The organism is Chryseobacterium sp. YIM B08800, assembly GCF_026163565.1.
Classification (GTDB): domain Bacteria; phylum Bacteroidota; class Bacteroidia; order Flavobacteriales; family Weeksellaceae; genus Chryseobacterium.
The window spans coordinates 118540-139313 of the sequence record NZ_JAPDKN010000011.1; the positions used below are offsets into that span (position 1 = coordinate 118540).

Annotated in this window: 20 protein-coding genes; 11 read left to right on the forward strand and 9 right to left on the reverse strand. The window is 33.4% G+C overall.

What is annotated here, in order from left to right:
• Nucleotides 1-65 precede the first annotated feature (65 nt).
• Entirely contained in the window at nucleotides 66-296 is a 231-nt protein-coding gene (locus OEW74_RS05585; RefSeq protein ID WP_102978820.1) for a hypothetical protein, read from the forward strand.
• 78 nt (nucleotides 297-374) lie between these two features.
• On the opposite strand, the gene OEW74_RS05590 is transcribed toward OEW74_RS05585, so the two are convergent.
• The 6 genes from OEW74_RS05590 to OEW74_RS05615 form a co-directional block, all read right to left on the reverse strand.
• On the reverse strand, nucleotides 375-1142 hold the full coding sequence (locus tag OEW74_RS05590; protein ID WP_265427643.1) for a TrmH family RNA methyltransferase: 768 nt from the start codon (nucleotides 1140-1142) through the stop codon (nucleotides 375-377).
• Between the two features lie 166 nt (nucleotides 1143-1308).
• Nucleotides 1309-2799: a DNA recombination protein RmuC gene (gene rmuC / locus OEW74_RS05595; RefSeq protein WP_265427561.1), complete on the reverse strand. Its 1491-nt coding sequence runs from the start codon at nucleotides 2797-2799 to the stop codon at nucleotides 1309-1311.
• A 169-nt stretch (nucleotides 2800-2968) separates the two neighbouring features.
• Nucleotides 2969-3700, reverse strand: coding sequence for a hypothetical protein (locus OEW74_RS05600; protein WP_265427562.1), 732 nt, complete (start codon nucleotides 3698-3700; stop codon nucleotides 2969-2971).
• An 11-nt stretch (nucleotides 3701-3711) separates the two neighbouring features.
• Entirely contained in the window at nucleotides 3712-4215 is a 504-nt protein-coding gene (locus tag OEW74_RS05605) for a YciI family protein (protein WP_265427563.1), read from the reverse strand.
• A gap of 68 nt (nucleotides 4216-4283) precedes the next feature.
• Nucleotides 4284-5462: a nicotinate phosphoribosyltransferase gene (gene pncB / locus OEW74_RS05610; RefSeq protein ID WP_265427564.1), complete on the reverse strand. Its 1179-nt coding sequence runs from the start codon at nucleotides 5460-5462 to the stop codon at nucleotides 4284-4286.
• Between the two features lie 96 nt (nucleotides 5463-5558).
• Nucleotides 5559-6035: a Dps family protein gene (locus OEW74_RS05615; protein ID WP_074230950.1), complete on the reverse strand. Its 477-nt coding sequence runs from the start codon at nucleotides 6033-6035 to the stop codon at nucleotides 5559-5561.
• A 394-nt stretch (nucleotides 6036-6429) separates the two neighbouring features.
• Here OEW74_RS05615 and rpsL point away from each other — a divergent pair, with 394 nt between their 5' ends.
• From rpsL to OEW74_RS05655, 8 genes are all read left to right on the forward strand, one after another.
• Nucleotides 6430-6843 carry a 30S ribosomal protein S12 gene (gene rpsL / locus OEW74_RS05620; protein WP_031503575.1) on the forward strand — a complete coding sequence of 138 codons (414 nt, stop codon included), beginning with the start codon at nucleotides 6430-6432 and terminating at the stop codon, nucleotides 6841-6843.
• Nucleotides 6844-6866: 23 nt separating this feature from the next.
• A complete protein-coding gene (rpsG, locus tag OEW74_RS05625; protein WP_034677991.1) occupies nucleotides 6867-7343 on the forward strand; it encodes a 30S ribosomal protein S7 in 477 nt (158 codons plus the stop codon).
• 6 nt (nucleotides 7344-7349) lie between these two features.
• On the forward strand, nucleotides 7350-9467 hold the full coding sequence (gene fusA / locus OEW74_RS05630; protein ID WP_265427565.1) for an elongation factor G: 2118 nt from the start codon (nucleotides 7350-7352) through the stop codon (nucleotides 9465-9467).
• A 17-nt stretch (nucleotides 9468-9484) separates the two neighbouring features.
• Nucleotides 9485-9790, forward strand: a complete 306-nt coding sequence (gene rpsJ, locus OEW74_RS05635) for a 30S ribosomal protein S10 (RefSeq protein WP_002661363.1) — start codon at nucleotides 9485-9487, stop codon at nucleotides 9788-9790.
• 185 nt (nucleotides 9791-9975) lie between these two features.
• Complete coding sequence (locus tag OEW74_RS05640; protein WP_265427566.1) at nucleotides 9976-10803, forward strand: GLPGLI family protein; 828 nt, start codon at nucleotides 9976-9978, stop codon at nucleotides 10801-10803.
• Between the two features lie 136 nt (nucleotides 10804-10939).
• The gene (locus OEW74_RS05645) at nucleotides 10940-13126 is read left to right on the forward strand and encodes a TonB-dependent siderophore receptor (RefSeq protein ID WP_265427567.1); all 2187 of its coding nucleotides are present in this window, start codon (nucleotides 10940-10942) and stop codon (nucleotides 13124-13126) included.
• A 128-nt stretch (nucleotides 13127-13254) separates the two neighbouring features.
• On the forward strand, nucleotides 13255-13740 hold the full coding sequence (locus OEW74_RS05650; protein WP_265427568.1) for a low affinity iron permease family protein: 486 nt from the start codon (nucleotides 13255-13257) through the stop codon (nucleotides 13738-13740).
• A gap of 376 nt (nucleotides 13741-14116) precedes the next feature.
• On the forward strand, nucleotides 14117-14956 hold the full coding sequence (locus OEW74_RS05655; protein WP_265427569.1) for a GLPGLI family protein: 840 nt from the start codon (nucleotides 14117-14119) through the stop codon (nucleotides 14954-14956).
• Nucleotides 14957-14999: 43 nt separating this feature from the next.
• Here OEW74_RS05655 and OEW74_RS05660 read toward each other — a convergent pair whose 3' ends face one another.
• The 3 genes from OEW74_RS05660 to OEW74_RS05670 form a co-directional block, all read right to left on the reverse strand.
• Complete coding sequence (locus OEW74_RS05660) at nucleotides 15000-17702, reverse strand: hypothetical protein (RefSeq protein WP_265427570.1); 2703 nt, start codon at nucleotides 17700-17702, stop codon at nucleotides 15000-15002.
• Nucleotides 17703-17899: 197 nt separating this feature from the next.
• The gene (locus OEW74_RS05665) at nucleotides 17900-18871 is read right to left on the reverse strand and encodes a hypothetical protein (RefSeq protein ID WP_265427571.1); all 972 of its coding nucleotides are present in this window, start codon (nucleotides 18869-18871) and stop codon (nucleotides 17900-17902) included.
• The gene (locus OEW74_RS05670; protein WP_265427572.1) at nucleotides 18871-19284 is read right to left on the reverse strand and encodes a hypothetical protein; all 414 of its coding nucleotides are present in this window, start codon (nucleotides 19282-19284) and stop codon (nucleotides 18871-18873) included. Before OEW74_RS05670 ends, OEW74_RS05665 begins: the two co-directional genes overlap by 1 nt.
• A gap of 241 nt (nucleotides 19285-19525) precedes the next feature.
• On the opposite strand from OEW74_RS05670, the gene rplC reads away from it, so the two are divergent.
• Complete coding sequence (rplC, locus tag OEW74_RS05675; protein WP_265427573.1) at nucleotides 19526-20152, forward strand: 50S ribosomal protein L3; 627 nt, start codon at nucleotides 19526-19528, stop codon at nucleotides 20150-20152.
• Complete coding sequence (gene rplD, locus OEW74_RS05680; RefSeq protein ID WP_265427574.1) at nucleotides 20143-20772, forward strand: 50S ribosomal protein L4; 630 nt, start codon at nucleotides 20143-20145, stop codon at nucleotides 20770-20772. Before rplC ends, rplD begins: the two co-directional genes overlap by 10 nt.
• Nucleotides 20773-20774 lie beyond the last annotated feature (2 nt).

Genomic DNA, 20774 nt, shown 5'->3' on the forward strand with positions numbered 1-20774 from the left:
TTCAAATAACCGAACAGAGAAAAAGATTTAAAAAACAATATTAACAAAATTAAATTTAATTTATTATGAAAAAGTCATTATTCGTAGCTGCTATCGCTGCAATCTCTTTAGTTGCTTGTAAAAAAGGTGAAGCTACAACTTCTACTGATTCAATCGAAGCTAACAAAGATTCAGTTGTTGCTAACATCGATTCTACTGCTAACGCTGCTGGAGATTCAATCAAAGCTACTGCTGATTCTGCTAAAACTGAGGTTAAAGCTGCTGCTGATTCTGCTAAAACTGCAGTTAAGCACTAATCAGTTACTACTGAAAATAAAAGAACCGTTTCGCTCAGCGAGACGGTTTTTTTATGTCTTATTATTTAAAAAAAACTTCTAAGATTTTTTCTGTCTTAAAGCTTCGTAACATGTAATGGCTACAGCATTACTCAAATTTAATGAGTCAATACTTCCGGTCATAGGTATCAATGTATTCTGACCTTTACCATACCAGAAATCACTCAATCCCGAATGTTCTGTACCAAATAAAACTGCAGAACGTTTTGTGAAGTCTCGCTCAAACATATCTTTGGATGTCTCATCCATAATAGTTGTATAGATATTGAAGTTGTTTTTTTGTAGAAATTCGTGAACATCGTTATTATCAGCCTGAAAAACTTCCATTCCGAAAAGGCATCCTACGCTAGATCGGATAACATTAGGGTTATAGAAATCTGTTTTTCCATCCGCAACAATTAAAGCATCAATTCCAAAAGCTTCACAGCTTCTTAAAATTGCACCTAAGTTTCCTGGTTTTTCAACACCTTCAACGATAATAACTGTTGAATTTTCTTTTGGCTGAAAACTGTTTAAATGGGTTTCTTTGGTTTTATAAACACCGATGATGCCTTCTGAAGTTCCACGATAAGCAATTTTTTCGTAGACTTTATCACTCACCAAATGAATCTTCTCTTTAGGAGTGCTTCCTTTGAAAATGTTTTCACAGATATAAAATTCTACAGCTTCAAAATTATATTTCTGAGCTCTTTCGTTTTCCTGTTGTCCTTCTACTACAAATACGCCTGATTTTTTACGAAAACGGTTGTCTGTAAGAAGTTTGGTAATGTGTTTTATCTTTTCGTTTTGAAAACTTTCGATGATCATAAATGGGGAATGATTGATAATTGATGCAAAAATAAGATTTACATCAGACTTATCAATCATTGATCACCTATAATCGTTTAAATGTAAATTGTGAATGGTCAATTCGCTTCGCTCATTAATTTTAATTCAAAACAAAACTGACAATTGACAATTAACTATTAGTAATTTATTCATCACTTATACCATTGATTAAACTTTGTGGGAGTTCTTTTTTATTTTTAATTCCTAAAGATTTTAGTTTCTGAGTTTGAATAATGAGATTGTCATTTCCTGTATATAGTTGCTTGTAAGCATCATTGTAAACACTTTTTGCCAAGTCTAAATTTTTTCCAACCTTTTCAAGATTTTCTACAAAACCTGCGAATTTGTCGTATAATTTAGCACCACGCTCGGCAATTTCCAGGGAATTTCTGTTTTGATATTCTCTTTTCCAAAGGTCAGCGATCAATTTTAATGAAGTAATCAGGTTACTCGGATTTAAAAGTAGAATTCTTTTTTCGTAAGCAAAATTCCAAAGATTTTGGTCAGCCTGCATTGCAGCGATATAAGCGGGTTCACTTGGAATAAACATCATGACAAAGTCTAAAGATTTTCCGTAATCGTCATACGCTTTTTGACTCAATTGACTGATGTGGGTTTTAATAGAAGATAAATGTTGACTGACTTTTATTTGATAAATATCCGAATCTGTTTCATCAACCAGTTCCGTAAAAGCAGTAAGAGAGACTTTAGAATCGATAATTACATTTCTTTCGTCGGGATATTTTACAACCGCATCTGGACGCATTTTTTTACCTGAAAACTCCGAAAACAAAGCTTTGTTGTCTTCGTCACGAAGTTCATGCTCCAGAAAATATTCCCTTCCTTTTACCAATCCTGATTTTTCTAAGATACTTTCCAGAATCATTTCGCCCCAATTTCCCTGAGTTTTACTTTCGCCTTTCAATGCCTTGGTGAGTTTTTTGGCATCTTCAGAAATTTGTTGGTTGAGCAAAGCCAGTTCTTTCACTTTTTCAGCAAGAGAAAAACGTTCTTTATTTTCCTTTTCATAAGCTTCATTGACTTTATTTTTTAAATCATTGATTTTCTCCTGAAAAGGTTCAAGGATATTTTTAAGATTATTTTGATTGACGGTTGTGAATTTTTCTGTTTTTTCTTCTAAAATTTTATTTGCTAAATTTTCAAACTGCAGTTTTCCTTCTTCCTGAATTTTTTTAATTTCTTCTTTCTGGGTTTCTAAAGATTGTTGTAAACCTTCATTTTGAGCAGATAATTCTGAATTTTTAGCATGTAAATTCTGTTTTTCATTTAAAACCAATTCAATTTGAGTATTTTGCTTCTGATTTAAAAACTTTTGCTCATCTAATTGATTTTGAAGAATAGTGTTTTCTGCGGAAATTTTGGAGAATTCATTTTTAAGATCATTTAATAAATCAGATTGTTGAAGGTTTACATCTTTTTCGTTTTTGATGATTTGATCTAAATCTTGAATCTTCAGATTTAAATTTTCTAAATCGGCTTTAGTTTTAATATGTAAATAATTCAATTCATCATAAGAACTTCTTGAAACCATAGAAGATTTCAAAACAAAATAAATTAAGATAGCGCCGATAATTCCCCCGGCAAAACATCCAATGATGAGATAAGTGATTTCCATTTTTCAAAAATACAAAAACAAAAAAAAATCTTTACGGGAAACCTTAATGTTTTATCTAACTCAGAAAATAATTTCGTCTAATTTTTTAAGACTTCTTCGATGGTTTTCATATCAGATTAGTTTTAATTAAAGATAGGAAAAAACCTCGCAGATTTGCGAGGCTAAGCTTTTAGTCATTCTTGTAAAATGTAAATTTTATTTTGTTGTCTTTAATATCTAAAACTCCTGATGTGAAATTTTGGAAATAAAGTTTTTGATGAGTTTCTGATTCTTTTAAAATCTGTGGAGAATCATTTAATATTAATCCGTGTAATGTTTGTGCTGTTTTGAATTTATTATTCTCAACTTTTGAAATAGTTATTATGTCGTTTTTGTAGCTTTTTAGTACTGAATATAAATTATTCTTATAAATAAAACTTGTCAAAATAGATACACCTACAGAATCGACAATTGTCTTTGTTCCTAAATTGCTTTTGGTTTCATATTCTCTTGTTTCAATTTCCGGATGAAAAGGAGGTAATTTTAAAGTCAATTCCATTTTCTCAGGATTTATGATTTCGAAGATAGAGGATCTTTCATACAAATGAGTAGATACGTTTGAAATATAATATCTATCACCAATTTTATTTACTGAAACTACACAAGTAGATTGTGCATAACGAATTTCTCCATTGTGTTTATTTTTAAAATAAATTGTTCCGCCCCATTCTCCAGAACAGCTACTCCAGACTTCATACTTTTCATCTTGAAAAAGTAAGCCGTAAGGTTTCTGGTTTTTTATTTGTTTTAATTCTTGTACAATATTTTTATCAACAGTTTTTGTGGTAAATTCAAAAACGTTTGATTCTTTATTGCAATTAATTAAAACCAACAGAAATAATAGGATGCAATAAGATCTCATCGAAAAAAAAATTAAGGATTTTCTTTTGAAATCTCATCATGATGTTTCAAATACAAAGGTAAAGCTGCAGAGCCGTACCAAGGGAAAATTTCATAACTGAAAATTCCGGCTGCAACGGCGGGATCGGTTTTTACCCAAGATTCGGCTTCTTCTTTTGATTTGGTGTTGAAGATAAACATTCCGCGGTAATTTTCTTTATTCTTTTCTAAGAACGGACCAGCCACAATAATTTTTCCTTCGTCGGCTAATTTTCCGATGTTGGTCATGTGACCCTTCATTAATTCTGCTTTTTTCTCTTTATCATCAATTTTTGCAGAGCCGGTTGTCAACATTACGATGGTGTAAGCTTTCATGCCATATTTATCTGCACCTAAAGAGTCTGCTAATTTTTGATTGAAACCTATTTTTGAATCACCAGAAGTTCCATCTTTTCCTGGATTTCCATTTTTTTTAGAATGAATTGCGCATGAAATTAATATTGAACAAGCAGGTAAAATAAAGATTAGTTTTTTCATGATTTATTTATGTTTTTTTAGAAACCTAACAGGTTTTCAAAACCTGTTAGGTTTGAGTTGTTCTACAATTAATCTTTTATCCTCAAAAACTCTTTTGCAAGCTCAATCATTTTAGGATCACCGGTGTATTTTCCTTTTTCGTCAGAAAGTTTTACGGTAGGTATCCATTCTTTATTTGGAGCTTGTACGCCGATAAGTTTCATGACAATGTTCATTGGTTTTAAACCTACATCATTCGTAAGATTAGTTCCTATGCCAAAAGAAACACCTATTTTTCCTTTGCAGTAATTGGTGATTTCTTCTACTTTTTCAAGATTTAAAGCATCAGAAAAAATAATATATTTAAATAAGGGATTAATCCCATGTCGTTTGTAATGAGCAATGGTTTTGTCGGCAAATTCTAATGGGTCACCACTGTCATGACGAACACCGTCGAAAAGTTTTGCGAATTTTTTATCGAATTGTTGGAAGAAAACTTCAGTGGTATAAGTATCTGAAAGGGCGACTCCCAAATCGCCGCGATAAACATCAACCCAATGTTCAAGGGCTAATTCGTTGGCCATTTTAAATCCAAACTCAGCTCCATGAAACATAAACCATTCGTGGGCATGAGTTCCAATTGGCTTTACACCATATTTCATTGCAAAATGCACGTTGGAACTTCCTATAAATGTAGAGTCTTTTTTCTGGGTTAAAGCTTCCATGACCAGATTTTGTACTTTATAAGAATGTCTTCTTCTTGTGCCAAATTCTGCGAAATTAACTCCCAATTTGTTTAGTGAATCTGCTTTTTCCAGAGTTTTTGTCATTACGACTTCGTTTGAATCTCTTTCCATGTGATTCATTTCGTAATGCAGTTCACTGATTAAAGCCAGCAATGGAACTTCCCAAAGAATCGTTCTGTACCAAAGTCCTTCAACAATGACCGATAAATCATTTCCTGTTTGTACAATTTTTACTTCAGACGGATCGTAATGATAACCTTCGAGAAAATCAAGATAAGGCAAGTCTAAGTAGGGACAGGTTTTAGCTAAAAACTTTTTCTCATCTTTAGTCAGTTTAAGTTCTGCCATTTTATTAACAGTTTCTCTTAAAGCATGATCAAAACCTTCCGGAAAATGATGTTTCCCTCGATTGATAAATTCGTATTTTACGGTTTGGCTTGGGAAAAGTTTTACCACCGCATTTTGCATGGTGATTTTATAGAAATCGTTGTCGAGAATGGAGTTGAAAGTCATATTTTGCATATTGTGTAATTTTAACACAAATTTAGTTTATTTAAAATAAAAATCGTCTAAATGTAAGACGATTTTTTAAATATTGTGATGATTTTTGTCTTGTTTTTACTTCCCTAAATAAGAATTGTACATCCAAACTTCTTTTTCCTGCTCTGTAATATAATCGCTCATTTGTGAGTTTGTACCTTCGTCGCCTGCTTTGTCTGTAATGTCTAAAAGCTCTCTTTGTAAATCGATGACTACTTTAAAAGAATTTAAAATGATTTCTACGCTTTTATTACCGTCGCTTACTTCTTTGCTTTCTTTAATGGTGGAAACCTGAAGGTAATCTGAATAATTATGCGCCGGAGTTGCTCCTAAGGTCAATATACGTTCTGCGATTTCATCAATTTTTAAAACTAAACTATTATACAGTTCTTCAAACTTAGGATGCAGCGTGAAAAATTGTTCTCCTTTAATGTTCCAGTGAGAGCCTCTTGTATTCTGATAAAACACAGAATAGTTGGCAAGAAGGATATTCAGTTTTTCTGAAATGTTTTGACAGTCGGCTTCTTTTAAACCGATAATGTTGGCATTTTTCATAAGTTTATTTTTTTTTGATACTTCTAATGCAGGAAATATTGTGCCGAAATCAAGATGATTCCATAGAAGATAACTATTGCGTATTTTTTTAATATAATTTGGAATAATTGGTTTGATGTTGCAGTGAGTTTAATTATGCTATTATATTATTGGGTAGATTAAAATTGAGTTAATAAATATACAATTAATTAAAAAATTGATGCTTCAATGGTAAAATTGGGCAGACGTTTTAAAGCTGTAAAATTTTCTATAATTTCCTGTGCATCCTTATTGAATGTAAATTATATGTAATCATAAGGTTAGTTTAAATTAAATAAAGATTATTATTTCTGTATAACTACTTGTCAATTAAAAAATTATTATTATTTTTGCACCCTAAAATAAAAGCAATTAAATGCCTACTATTCAACAATTAGTTAGAAAAGGAAGAGTCGCACTTACCAAGAAGAGTAAATCGGCTGCCCTTGATTCTTGTCCACAAAGACGAGGTGTATGTACGAGAGTATATACTACCACACCTAAGAAACCTAACTCTGCACTTAGAAAAGTTGCAAGGGTAAGACTTTCAAACGGTAAAGAAGTTAACGCCTATATCCCAGGTGAAGGACATAATCTTCAAGAGCACTCGATAGTATTGGTACGCGGGGGGAGAGTAAAAGATTTACCAGGAGTTAGATACCACATCGTAAGAGGTGCGTTAGATACTGCTGGAGTAAACGGAAGAACACAAAGAAGATCTAAGTACGGAGCTAAGAGACCTAAACCAGGACAAGCTGCTGCAGCACCTGCAAAAGGAAAGAAAAAATAATCATTAAATAAGGTACAGAAACAATGAGAAAGACAAAAGCGAAAAAAAGACCGTTGTTACCAGATCCAAAGTTTAATGATCAATTGGTGACTAGATTCGTAAACAACTTGATGCTTGATGGTAAGAAGTCAATCGCATTCAAAATATTCTATGATGCATTAGATATCGTAGAAACTAAAAAAGGAGAAACTGAAAAGACTGCCCTTGAAATCTGGAAAGATGCATTAACTAACGTTATGCCTCACGTAGAAGTACGTTCTAGAAGAGTAGGTGGAGCAAACTTCCAGATTCCTATGCCAATCAGAGCTGATAGAAAAATTTCTATGGCAATGAAATGGTTAATTAGCTACTCTAAAAAGAGAAATGATAAGTCTATGGCTTTGAAATTGGCTAATGAAGTAGTTGCCGCTTCAAGAGAAGAAGGTGCTGCTTTCAAAAAGAAAAGTGATACTCACAAAATGGCGGAAGCTAACAAAGCGTTTTCACACTTTAAATTCTAATCTGAAATGGGTAGAGATCTTAAATTTACAAGAAATATTGGTATTGCTGCGCACATTGATGCAGGTAAAACTACCACTACAGAAAGAATTTTATTCTATACTGGTGTAAACCACAAAATTGGTGAAGTTCACGATGGTGCTTCTACAATGGACTGGATGGAGCAGGAAGCTGAAAGAGGTATTACTATTACTTCTGCTGCTACTACTTGTTCTTGGAACTTTCCAACAGACCAAGGAAAACCTTTAGCTGATACTAAACCTTACCACTTCAACATCATCGATACACCGGGACACGTTGACTTCACAGTAGAAGTAAACAGATCTTTGAGAGTATTAGATGGATTGGTATTCTTATTCTCTGCAGTAGATGGAGTAGAGCCTCAGTCTGAAACAAACTGGAGACTTGCTGACAACTACAAAGTTGCAAGAATGGGATTCGTAAACAAAATGGACAGACAAGGTGCTGACTTCCTTAACGTGGTAAACCAGGTTAAAGATATGTTAGGATCAAATGCAGTTCCAATCGTTTTACCAATCGGTGCTGAAGAAGATTTCAAAGGTGTTGTAGACTTAATTAAAAACAGAGCGATCATCTGGGATGAAGCTGGACAAGGTGCTACTTTCGAAGTAGTTCCAATTCCGGAAGATATGAAGGATGAAGTTCTTGAATATAGAGAGAAATTAGTAGAAGCTGTTTCTGAATATGACGAAACTTTGATGGAGAAATTCTTCGAAGATCCAGATTCAATTACAGAAGAAGAAATCAATGCTGCATTGAGAGCTGCTACTATCGATTTATCTATTATCCCAATGACTTGTGGTTCTTCATTCAAGAACAAAGGAGTACAGTTTATGTTGGATGCAGTATGTAAATACTTGCCTTCTCCATTGGATAAAGATGACATCAAAGGTACTGACCCAAGAACTGACGCTGAAATCACAAGAAAACCTTCTGTAGATGAGCCTTTCGCAGCTTTAGCATTTAAGATTGCTACTGACCCATTCGTGGGAAGATTAGCATTCTTCAGAGCTTACTCTGGAAGATTAGATGCTGGTTCTTATATCTTGAACACTCGTTCAGGTGATAAAGAAAGAATCTCTAGAATCTATCAGATGCACGCTAACAAACAAAACCCGGTAGAATATATTGAAGCTGGTGATATTGGTGCTGCTGTAGGTTTCAAATCTATCAAAACTGGTGATACTATGTGTGATGAGAAAAACCCAATCGTTCTTGAATCGATGGTTTTCCCTGATCCTGTAATTGGTATCGCTGTTGAGCCTAAAACTAAAGCTGACCAGGATAAAATGGGTAACGCTCTAGCTAAATTGGCTGAAGAAGATCCTACATTTACTGTAAGAACTGACGAGGCTTCAGGACAAACGATCATCTCTGGTATGGGTGAGCTTCACTTAGATATCATTGTAGACCGTATGAAGAGAGAGTTCAAGGTTGAAGTAAACCAAGGACAACCTCAGGTAGAATACAAAGAAAACTTAACAAAAGTTGCTAGCCACAGAGAAGTTTACAAAAAGCAGTCTGGTGGTAAAGGTAAATTTGCTGATATTGTATTTGAACTAGGACCTGCAGACGAAGGTAAAGTTGGTTTAGAATTCATCAATGAGATCAAAGGTGGTAACGTTCCTAGAGAATTTGTTCCTGCAATTGAAAAAGGCTTTAAAGCTGCAATGAAGAACGGTCCTTTGGCTGGTTTCGAAGTTGAAGGTATTAAAGTTACTCTTAAAGACGGATCTTTCCACGCAGTGGATTCTGATGCACTTTCTTTTGAATTAGCTGCTAAATTAGGATTTAAAGAAGCTGGACGTGCTGCTAAGCCAGTAATTATGGAGCCTATTATGAAATTGGAGGTTGTAACTCCGGAAGAATATATGGGTAACATCATTGGTGACCTTAACAAGAGAAGAGGTACAATCAGTGGACAAGAAGAAAAGAACGGTGCCGTTGTTATCAAAGGTTCAGTTCCATTGTCTGAAATGTTTGGTTATGTTACTACTCTTAGAACACTTTCATCAGGAAGAGCTACTTCTTCTATGGAATTAGAGAAGTACCAAGCTACTCCACAAAACGTTGCTGACGATATCATCGCTAAAGCAAAAGGTTAATTTTTTAAAGTAAAGAAATGTCACAAAGAATCAGAATAAAACTAAAATCTTACGATTACAACTTGGTAGACAAGTCTGCTGAGAAGATCGTAAAAACGGTAAAGGCTACTGGTGCTGTTGTAAACGGTCCTATTCCATTGCCAACGAACAAGAGAATCTTCACAGTGTTGAGATCTCCGCACGTAAACAAGAAAGCTAGAGAGCAGTTCCAATTATCAGCTCACAAGAGATTGATGGATATCTACTCTTCTTCTTCTAAAACTGTTGATGCTCTAATGAAATTAGAACTTCCTTCAGGAGTTGACGTTGAAATTAAAGTGTGATAAATATGCTGGAAGATGGATGATGGAAGTCGGAAGTTTTTTAGCAACACCTTAAATATAAATCCCTTTTCGAAAGAAGAGGGATTTTTTTGTTTTAAATTTTTAAAAAAATATTTTAACTAAATAGTTAGTGATAAATTAATGTTAATTCAAACAATATTGATATTTTTGATAAAAATAAATACATGAAAAAACTGATACTCCTATTATTTCCATTCATCTTATCGGCACAAACACATCGTTTTATTTATCAGTTTCAATATAAATTAGATTCAACAGCAAAAGAATTTGCAAAAGAAAATATGATTTTGGATGTCAACCCGGACGATGTTAAATTTTATCCTTATTCTTATGCCGAAACCGACTCTTTAAATATTATTCGTGGCCAGAGAAGATCAAGATGGGACGATCATCTTCCTGCTCTTGTCAGAAAAAAAGATTCTTTTGAAAACACCTCATTGATTTTATTAAATGATTTTTTCTCTTTAAAATCAACCGACAAAATGAATTGGAAACTTCTGAATGATACAAAAATTGAAGGACAATATACATTACAAAAAGCAACCACAACTTTTGGCGGAAGAAATTGGATCGCATGGTTTTCCAAAGACGTTATTCTGAGTGAAGGTCCATACAAATTCCGTGGACTTCCCGGATTGATTTTCGAGATTGAAGACGACAAAAATAACTTTATGTTTAAGCTTTCAAAAAGTATGAAATTTCCTAAAACTTACGAAGCCAAATTCCTTGAAAGTTTTGCTGGGAAAAAACCACTTTCTGTTTCTGAAAAAGTCATTGCTAAAAAACAATTAGAAATTTACAACAATCCTTTACAGGATATTGCAGAAGCATTTAAATCTAATACCAATCCTGAGAATACATTCTATGTAATGGGAGTGCAAATCAAAAGTTTAGACCAGTTAAAAGTAATGTCTGATGAAAGAAGAAAAACAATACTTAGAGAAAATAATCCAATTGAAATTGATAAAGCCATAAAATATCCGCTAAATTAAAATACAACCCTTAATTTTTAAACATTCTCTAAAAACTAGATGTTTTTTGGCATAAATTTAACATAAGTGACAATTGTCACTTGATATAATTTATTTAGAATCAATAAAAATAATATTTTTGTTTCAAATTTATGAAATGAAAAAAACGGTATCTGTATCATTACTAATTTTGGGAGTAGCTTTTTCTAAAGCACAACAAAAAGCAAATGATACAATCAGAAAAGAGACCACGATTGAAGAGGTAGAACTTTTTGGAGAGAGAAACAAACAGCCTGAAGGTTTGGAAGTAATTACAAGATTACCTCTTAAACCGAGAGACCAAATTCAAAGCATCTCTGTAGTTTCTCACAAGGTAATCGAAGATTTGGGTGGACTTACCGTAACTGATGTTGCAAAAAATATTCCTGGTGTTACTCAATTCGGAAGCTATGGCGGAACCAGAGAAAGTATGTCTATAAGAGGATATCGTGGAGTTCCTGTTTTGAAAAACGGAGTCATGATGGATTCTGATTTCCGTACCGGAGGTATGCTTACCGATATGCAGGGTGTAGAAAGTATTCAGGTGATTAAAGGTTCAGCTGCAGTTACGCAGGGAATTGGTGATGGTCTTGGTTCTGCAGGTGGAGTAATCAACGTGGTGACTAAAATTCCAAAATTTATTAATGAAACTAATATTGGTTTCAGATACGGAAGTTGGGATTTTTACAGACCGACTGTAGACTTTCAGAGAGTTTTAGACAATAAAGGGAAGATTGCAGTTCGTTTGAATGCAGCTTATCAAGACAATAATAGTTTCAGAAGATTTGTAAATACAGATCGCATTTATGTAAATCCATCAGTAGCTTTCCGTCCGGACGATAAGACGGAAATCGTTGCCGAAATGGATTACATGAAAAATAATACAACTCCCGATAGAGGAACAGTAAATTTAGCAAAAGGAGATACTGAAGCTATTTACCAAATGCCGGGAAGAAAATTTTTAGGTTTCTCAACAGACAATGCAGCGACAGAGACTTTTAATTTCTCTACCACTGCAACAAGAAGACTGACTGATAAATTGAAAGTAAGAGCTGCGTTTATGAGCTCTTCTTATAACACCAATATTGTAGGTGCAGCTTTGGCTCCAATTGATCGAAATAATCCGAATGAAATTAGAAACAGAACTTTAGCAAAATCTGAACGAGAAGATTTAAATAAAGTTTTTCAATTTGATTTTATTGGTGCAGATGTAATGACAGGTTTTATAAAGCACACTTTTCAGGTTGGTTTTGATTGGAAAGAATCTGATGTAACTACAACTTCTTATGATTCAAAAGCTGTTGACCAGATCAATGTTTTGAATGATATTAATAATATTCTTCCTTCAAATATTGATGCCGGAAACTTTACTTTGGTTAAAAAAGATCCTATAATAAATACTTTAACGCCAACAATGGGTTTAATGGCTCAGGATGTAATTACTTTTAATAAATACTTAAAAGCACATTTAGGATTGCGTTACAGCAGATTAAATGGTTCAGATAAAGACAAAAATTATGCTTGGAATCCATCTTTCGGATTGATGGTTTCACCTATTGAAAATATGAATATTTTTGGTTCATATACTACCACTACAGGATTACGAAGCGCAAATAATGTTTTGGCTACCGGAGGAACTGTAGGTGCTTCAACCACAAAACAATGGGAAGCGGGAATTAAATCTGATTGGTTAAATGAAAAATTGCGTTTCAATCTTACCTTCTTTGATATAAAAACGGATAATTTATCTTACGAAATTTTGAACGGTAACAATGGGACAGGAACTTATGCTTTGGCTGGAGAATTGAAAAGAAGAGGGATGGAGGTAGAATTGATTGGAAAAATTCTTCCCAACTTGCAAATCATGACAGGTTGGGCTTATGTAGATGCTCAATATCAGGATAGCCCTTCATTCGTTAATGGTTCTGCGCCGATCAATACTCCGAAACATTCTGCTAATGGATGGTTAAACTATAAATTCAATCAAGGAATTTTAGATGGTCTTGATATTGGAGCGGGTATTTATTATGTAGGATTAAGACCAGTGGATGATTATAAGCAAGATTATTTCAACTCTGGAACAGGGCACGTAAATGGTACGCAGCCTAAAGAAAAACCATTCAATATGCCAGATTATACAACAGTAGATGCTCAAGTAGGTTACAAGTTTAAAAACGGTTTAGGTCTAAGAGTTTTCTTCAATAATATCTTTGATTCTGTAGGATACAATTCTTATTTCAGAGGTGGATATATCGACCAAATCCAGCCACGAAATTTCTCGGCACAAATCAATTATAAGTTTTAATAGATAATTTTCAAGTAATAGTTTTATCTATATCGGGAGAGTCTCTGAATTTTTTCAGAGGCTTTCCTTTTTATTGAACACTTGGCTTTATAGATGCTTGTTTTTTGCTATTTTTAATAAAAAAAATAATGGTCAAATCAGATAGCAGTATTTTTGAGAGATTTTCAAACTGGGCAACAAAATTTACGGGCAGTTCGTATGCGTTTTTGGGAGCGGTTGCCATTGTGGTAATTTGGGCTGGTTCGGGTCCGATTTTTAAATATTCCGAAACTTGGCAATTGGTCATCAATACCGGAACAACCATTATTACTTTTTTGATGGTTTTCCTGATTCAGAAATCTCAAAATAAAGACTCTAAAGCAATACAAATAAAATTGAATGAGCTGATTGCCGCTAATGAAAAAGCGAGTAACCGAATTGTGGACATCGAAGAACTCACAGAAAAAGAGCTCGACCAACTTCACTGTTATTATGAAAAATTAGCTCACTTTGCCAAAGATGATGCAGATATTCACACTTCGCATTCTATAGATGCCGCCAAAAGAAATCAGGATTATAAGCATGAATTTTTTAAAAGAAAGCACGAAGAATGGTTATCTAAACAAAGCAAATAAGCTTAATTTAAGGTGAATTCGGCTTAAGCTGTAAAAGTAAACTAACTATTGCGAAATTGTTATGCATTTAACGCAAAGCTTAATTTTTGCAAATCTTATTTTAAAAGAGCAAAGATAGGAATCAATAAATTGATTTTTATGAAGCTCTCGTTTATTCAAGCTTCATCAGCGACTTTGTCGCTATTCTCTGCTCCTTAAAATAATAAGCTTAAAAATTAAAATCTTTACGAGATAAAAGATCCTACTTAATTTCTTATATCGAACTTTGGTTTTCAATTTAAAATGAGATCATTTATCACTCTAAAGTGTGTTTTTTTTGTAAAGAATTAGTGCGAACTAATTTTTCATCTTACTTTTGTGCCTAAAGTTATTTTATATGTTGAAGGTTTTTATTTCAATTTTAATTTTTTGTTCGGCTTTAATTTATGCTCAGGGAACTAAAATTCTCGGCAATTTTTCGATGAAAGCATCATCTTACAATGCAAAGGTTTTTGAGAAAAGCAATCTTAATATTTATTATCGGTTTAAATTTTTAAAAGACGAAAAGATTTCTGAAAACCCGAGAGAAGGGTTGTGTGTTTTACAAATTGGCGAAAACTATTCAAAGTTCAGCGATACAAAAACAATACAGAGAGATTCTCTTTTCGAAAAATTTTCTCATCTCGAAAGTATCGGTGCGAAAGAAATGAATCAACTCTTCATGTACAATCCTTTATGGGAAACAGAAAGTTTAAAATCGGTAACCGATAAAAAAGTTACTTATCAAAAAAGGTACAAAACAAAATACGAATATGAAGAAATTCAGCCGGAACTAAAGTGGCAACTTCATAACGAATCGAAAAAAATTCTTGATTATAGCTGTAAAAAGGCAACCGTAAAACACCGAGGAAGAAAATTTGTCGCTTGGTACACGCCGGAAGTTCCCATAAACAACGGACCGTATATTTTTGAGGGATTGCCGGGTTTAATTTTAGAGCTTGAAGATTCACAAAATAAGTATCATTTTACAGCAGTTGGAATTGATAAAAAACCAATGGATATTTATCTACGAAACGATAAAGAAATTCTGAAAATAAGCAGAGCAAAATTTAGAGAAGTTGAGAAAACGTATCACGATAATCCGGGTGCTTTTCATGGTAAAGCTGTAAATGAAGATGGTTCACCGATAGTTGTTAAATCAAAACCTCTTCTTTACGACCCTTTTGAATTAGAATAAAAACTAAAGCCTTACAAATTTTGTAAGGCTTTAGTTTTATAATTTATCGCTTCATAAAATAATCAAAATAAGAACAGCTTCCCAAGAGTTCTCTGGCAGTTTCCGTATTTGAATATTGAGATTTGAGCTGAATAAAATAGGTTCTGTATTTCTGGTTTTTCAGATCACCCATTTGTTTTTCGTGAGCATCGTTTTTCTCAGACCATTTAGGATCTGCATAATCAATGTTTGCCTGGTTTTTAGCTTCATATTGATAATATTTTCCTTGTTCTGCACTTGCCATCTGGAAAAGTACTCTTGCTTTCTGTTCTCTGTCATTAGAAAGGTCGTACGCTTTTTTATAATAATTGATAGCTAAGTCAAAATTATCAGGTTCTATAAAAATCGTGTAGGTGAAATTTTTGTAATAATACTGATACGGATTTTCTCTTTTTGTATTCCAGAAATTATATTTTCCGCCGTTGCTGTTGTCGACATCCATCACAAAAAGTTGTCTATAATAGCCAAGAACCGAAGTGTTATACAAAAGATTTCCGATTAACTGATTGGCTTGAGCGGCTTTTGCATCTTTTCCGTTTCCTATTTTTTTAAGCTGAATTAATGCATCTGCCAATTCCAGTTTATTCATTTTGTTTTTGATGAATGGAAATGAGGTATAATCTTCTGCTTTCATACTTTCTTCTTCAGGGCTCTCGAAGCTTTCCCAAACATTATGTCCGAAAACCAGATTCGGAATATTTTTGTAACCATCATAATCTCCATCGTAGATTCTTTTTTCATATTTTTCGGTTAATGGATCATATTTTTCATAAACATTTCTTGGGATTCCTGAAAAATTTTGGGCTTTTTGATAATACGATTTTGCCTTATCAAAATCAGCAAGTCTCATCGATCTGTCACCGTAAATATTGGCAAAAAAGGCGTCAATATTTCCTACGTCATCAAGGTTTTTGGCAATAATTTGTTGTTCAAATTGGGTTTTATTCGGTTTTCTGTAAAACTCTTCAACACTTTTTACCAGGCTTGAATTTGGGTTGTACTGAAGATCAGAAAGTTTATTATTCATCAGGTAAGATTTTCCGTCTTCGCCTTGAAGGAAATAACGGTTGGCTAAAACATCTTTCAGGAAATCTGCAGTTGACGGAGCTTCACCATAATAATCGTAATCATTGATTTCTGTGCTGTCTTTTTTTACAGGTACTTTTTCCACAAAATATTCAGTGTAATCTTTCATTAAATGATCTTCATAATCTGCATCAATTTTGGGTTGTGAAACAATATCATTCAGCACTTTCATTCTCTTGATTTCTTCAAGATATTCAGGATTTGTGGTTTCTATATCGGCTAATATATCGCTGCTTTCTTCATAATCTTTTTTAAGGAATTTCAAATAAGCATCTGCAATCTGCCAATATTCATCTTTAGATTTTTCTTTTGTTTTGGCGGTGAATTTTTCCAGATCATCTAAGAAATCTTTCTGATTTTCATCCTGAGAATAATAGTAAGCATTGTTTTTTACATAAGTTGGAATCCTGTCTGGATTTTCAAACAATTCGTCATTGCTTTGCTCAGATTTATCATTGGTTTTATCAGATTTCTTTCCACCAAAAAGGTTTTTAAAGAAAAGAACTATTTTTTGCCAGAAGCTAAGTTCCTTTTTCTTGACTTCCGGTTTTTCGGCTGTTACGTTCCCTTTTTTATCTGAAGTTGATTGAGAATCTTTTGAAGCATAATAATAGGTGGGAAGATAATTTCTTTCCAGTTCATTGATGCTTCTTGCTGCCATTACTTTCAGAATTTCAGAATCGGGATCAATGTCATACATCTTTTCCATCATCGGAATAGGGTTGGTAAAATCTTCATAGCCTAAAAGAAAATAAGCCATGTTTTTTTCCTCATTCGTTCCGGCTCGTTTCATAATGTTGTTGAAAGAAGCCGTGTCTGAAAGTTTCATCGATATAAATGCAGATTCTTTACGGCTTTTAGATTTCATAAAAACCTGAAAAAAATTCCAGTTGGCTTCACTTCCCATTTCCAGACCTCTTTGCGCTCCCGCCAACTGGTCGAGCGCCATATAATAAGCTGCGCCTTTTAACGAAATGGGCTGCACATATTTTTTAAACGCATCTAAAGCTGCATCAAAATTTCTCGTATAATGATTAAATCTTACCAACTGATAACCGTAACGCTGTTTGATTTCGGGATTTTTGGCTGCGTTGTATAAAGAGGTTAAAGCTGAAATTGTTTTGTTGTAATCTAATTGAGTCGCGTTTTTATCACTTTCATTTTCACGATAATAAAAAGAATCTGGACTTTCTACATAATTGATTTTCATGTAAGGCTCCAGATATTTTGCTTCTATTAAATAATCTATTGCTTCACGGTATTTTGTATAAAAGCCAGATCCTAATTTTTTTAGAAACTGATTATTGGGATTGCCTTTTTTTAAATCATTCAAATCTGCCATTGAGATTTTGTTGACCAGATAACTGGTTTCTGTATAGCTGATTTGATTACCGAAAAATTTTCTCCATGATTCTATATTTTCATTAGGAATCTGAGACAATTTGTAATTAGTGTAAAATCGATCAGAATAATTATGTAAAAAAGGAAGATACGATTTGTCTTTTATAATACTTTGCGTGAAAAGATTAAAATAATCATGATCCGGATCAGACCACGCACAAGCTTCGGTCTTGGTGTAGAAAAGTGATGCAACCGTAAGTGAAATGATATACTTTTTCATATTCTTAGTGTTTTATTTGTTTTTTTTGAAAGCCTTGTCAAGGTTTTAAACCTTGACAAGGCTTCTTCATAATTTTTAAAGTTTCATCTGTGTAAATCTGTGTGATCCGCGGGAGGAAAATATCCCCACAAATTACACAGATTTGCACAGATTTTTTATCCGAATCTAAACTTCTGGCATCCATCATCCAGCGTCCATCAGAAAATCCGTCCTTCTACAAATTTACTATCTAATTGATAATATATAATATTGTAAGAGCTGATTTTTTTATCTAAAAATTCTATTGCGCTATTAAGTTGTTCTGGTGAAATTTCTTCCACTTTTATTTTGAAACCCTTATTAAGGAAATTTCCAAAATAAAAACCGTCTTTTAAAATTTCAATTTCGTTATGGGAAATTTTTTTGAAAGCTGGATTATCCAAATTTTTTGCAGAAAGTGCATTGATGAGTTTGTGCTTTCCTAAATGATTGGTAACAATTCCCCATGAATAGATTGGGAGCGCGACTTCAATTTTTTTAACAGGATACTCTTCCAGCTTCGATAAGTAGCTTTTCATAACATTCAAATCTAAAATCGAATTTTTATCTGAATTTTCCAAAGGCGAAGAAGTAGAGTAGCACATTAAGTATACTTTTTCAACGGGCGGAATTCCGGTAAGAATTTTATCTTTCACCTGATGAAGTCTCAAAGTGCAGGTAATTTCTTTTTGTGAAATCTTTTTTAGCTGTTTTAAAAATTCAAAATAATCATCTTTTGTTCCTGCCGTCCAATCACAATCGATTTGAATTTCGTTATTGATTTTTAATTGATAATCCTGAGCTTTCTTTTGAATGAGTTGATGAATGCTTTCAGCCAGAAAATGTATTTCTTCTTTTTTGATATGTAAAAAAGTCTGATTGGTTATAAAAATTGTTGGAACAATCTGCTTGTCCGTTTCAAAACTTTTATCTTTTGTAATCACTGCAACAGGCTGAAACTTTTCCCCGACTTTATCAACATCAAAAAATCGAGTGTACAAAACCGGGTTTGTAGATTCATTCAACGATTTTTTTTCAGTTTCGTTTAATTTAAGATCAGTTTTCCAGTAGTAAAATGAATAAGGATGCTTTTGTTTCTCGCTGCATGAAATTACCAAAAGACAAACGAAAAGAAGTTTTAAGATTTTCATTATTTGTAAAGAATACTTTCGCAGTTACAATTCATTTCTGCCATTTCAGAAACAGGGCAGCAATCGTCTGATTTTTTGATATTCCCTTTTTCATCGGTAAGGTAGATTTTTTCTTTATTGAATTTTACATAAAAAGTTTCATTGTAGGTTTTGAAATGTACTCTCATTACTTTAGGATTGTATTTTCCTGCATTGATTTCTTCTTTGGTTTCTTTTCCGTCTGCCTGATTGATTTGAAGAAAGCCAAAATGTACGTTTCCGTTTTTCTTTACATCTAAATAATAAGCAGGAGTTCCGGATCCGCTGGCTCCGTCTTCGATATTAAAATCTCTTTTTCCTGTGAATGGAACGGCAGTCTGTGCAAAAGAAATGACTCCGAAGAATAAAATGAATGTGGTGAAAATATTTTTCATATTACTTTTTTCTCAAAATTAAAAAATTATTCAGAAGAAATTCTTTTCAAAATCTGTGCAAATCTCTAAATGATTAAAAATCAAAATATTTTGCAAGAAATATTTGTCAAATTAAATTTTATTCATACATTTGCACACTCATTTTAGGGGAGGGATATGCCCAATTCAAACTTGGTAATTATTTGAGTACTCGAAAAATGAAAGTGAATACAAGAAAATTTTATAACATATTATATAAATAATGTCAGGTATTATTGGTAAAAAAATCGGTATGACATCTTTGTTTGATGAGGCTGGGAAGAATATTCCTTGTACTGTTATTCAAGCAGGTCCATGCTCGGTTTTACAGGTCAGAACCATTGAAAAGGACGGATACAAATCTGTTCAGTTAGGTTTCGATGACAAGAGTGAAAAGAACGTTGGTAAAGCGTTAGCTGGCCATTTTAAAAAGGCTGGTTCTGCTCCTAAAGCTAAGTTGGTAGAATTCTACAGAGAATTCGTAGACGAAGTAAAAGTAGGAGAAGAAGTAAAAGTTGATCTATTCATGGAAGGTGAATATGTTGACGTAACAGGAACTTCTAAAGGTAAAGGTTTCCAAGGTGTTGTTAAAAGACACGGTTTTGGAGGTGTAATGCAAGCTACTCATGGTCAGCACAACAGACTTAGAGCTCCAGGTTCTATCGGTGCTGGATCGGATCCTTCAAGAGTATTCAAAGGAATGAGAATGGCAGGTAGAATGGGAGGTAAGCAGGTAACTGTACAAAACCTTCAAGTATTAAAAGTGGATCAAGAACAAAATCTTTTAGTAGTAAAAGGTGCTGTTCCGGGAGCTAAAAATTCTTATGTAATTATCAGAAAATGGAATTAGTAGTATTAAATACATCAGGAAAAGAAACCGGAAAAAAAGTAACTCTAGACGAATCTGTATTCGGTATTGAGCCAAATAAGCACGCGGTTTACTTAGAAGTAAAACAATATCTTGCTGCTCAGCGTCAAGGTACTCATAAATCAAAAGAAAGAAGCGAAATTACTGCTTCTACTAAAAAACTTAAGAAGCAAAAAGGATCTGGTTCTGCTAGATACGGTGATATTAAATCTCCAACTTTCAGAGGTGGGGGTAGAGTATTCGGTCCTAAGCCAAGAGACTACAGATTCAAATTGAACAAAGCTCTTAAGAGATTAGCTAAAAAATCTGTTCTTTCTCAGAAAATGAGAGACAACAGCATTAGAATCGTGGAAGGTTTGAGCATTGCTGCTCCTAAAACTAAAGATTTCGTTACTATCTTGAATGCATTGGCATTGAACGATACAAAATCTTTATTCATTCTTCCTGATACTAACAAGAATGTATATTTATCTTCAAGAAACTTGCCTAAGACTAAGGTGATGAAATTCAACGAAATTTCTTCTTATGACTTAATCAACGCAGGTGAGATCGTTTTCTTAGAAGGTGCAGTTGAAAAATTCCAGGAAAATTTAAAGAAATAAAT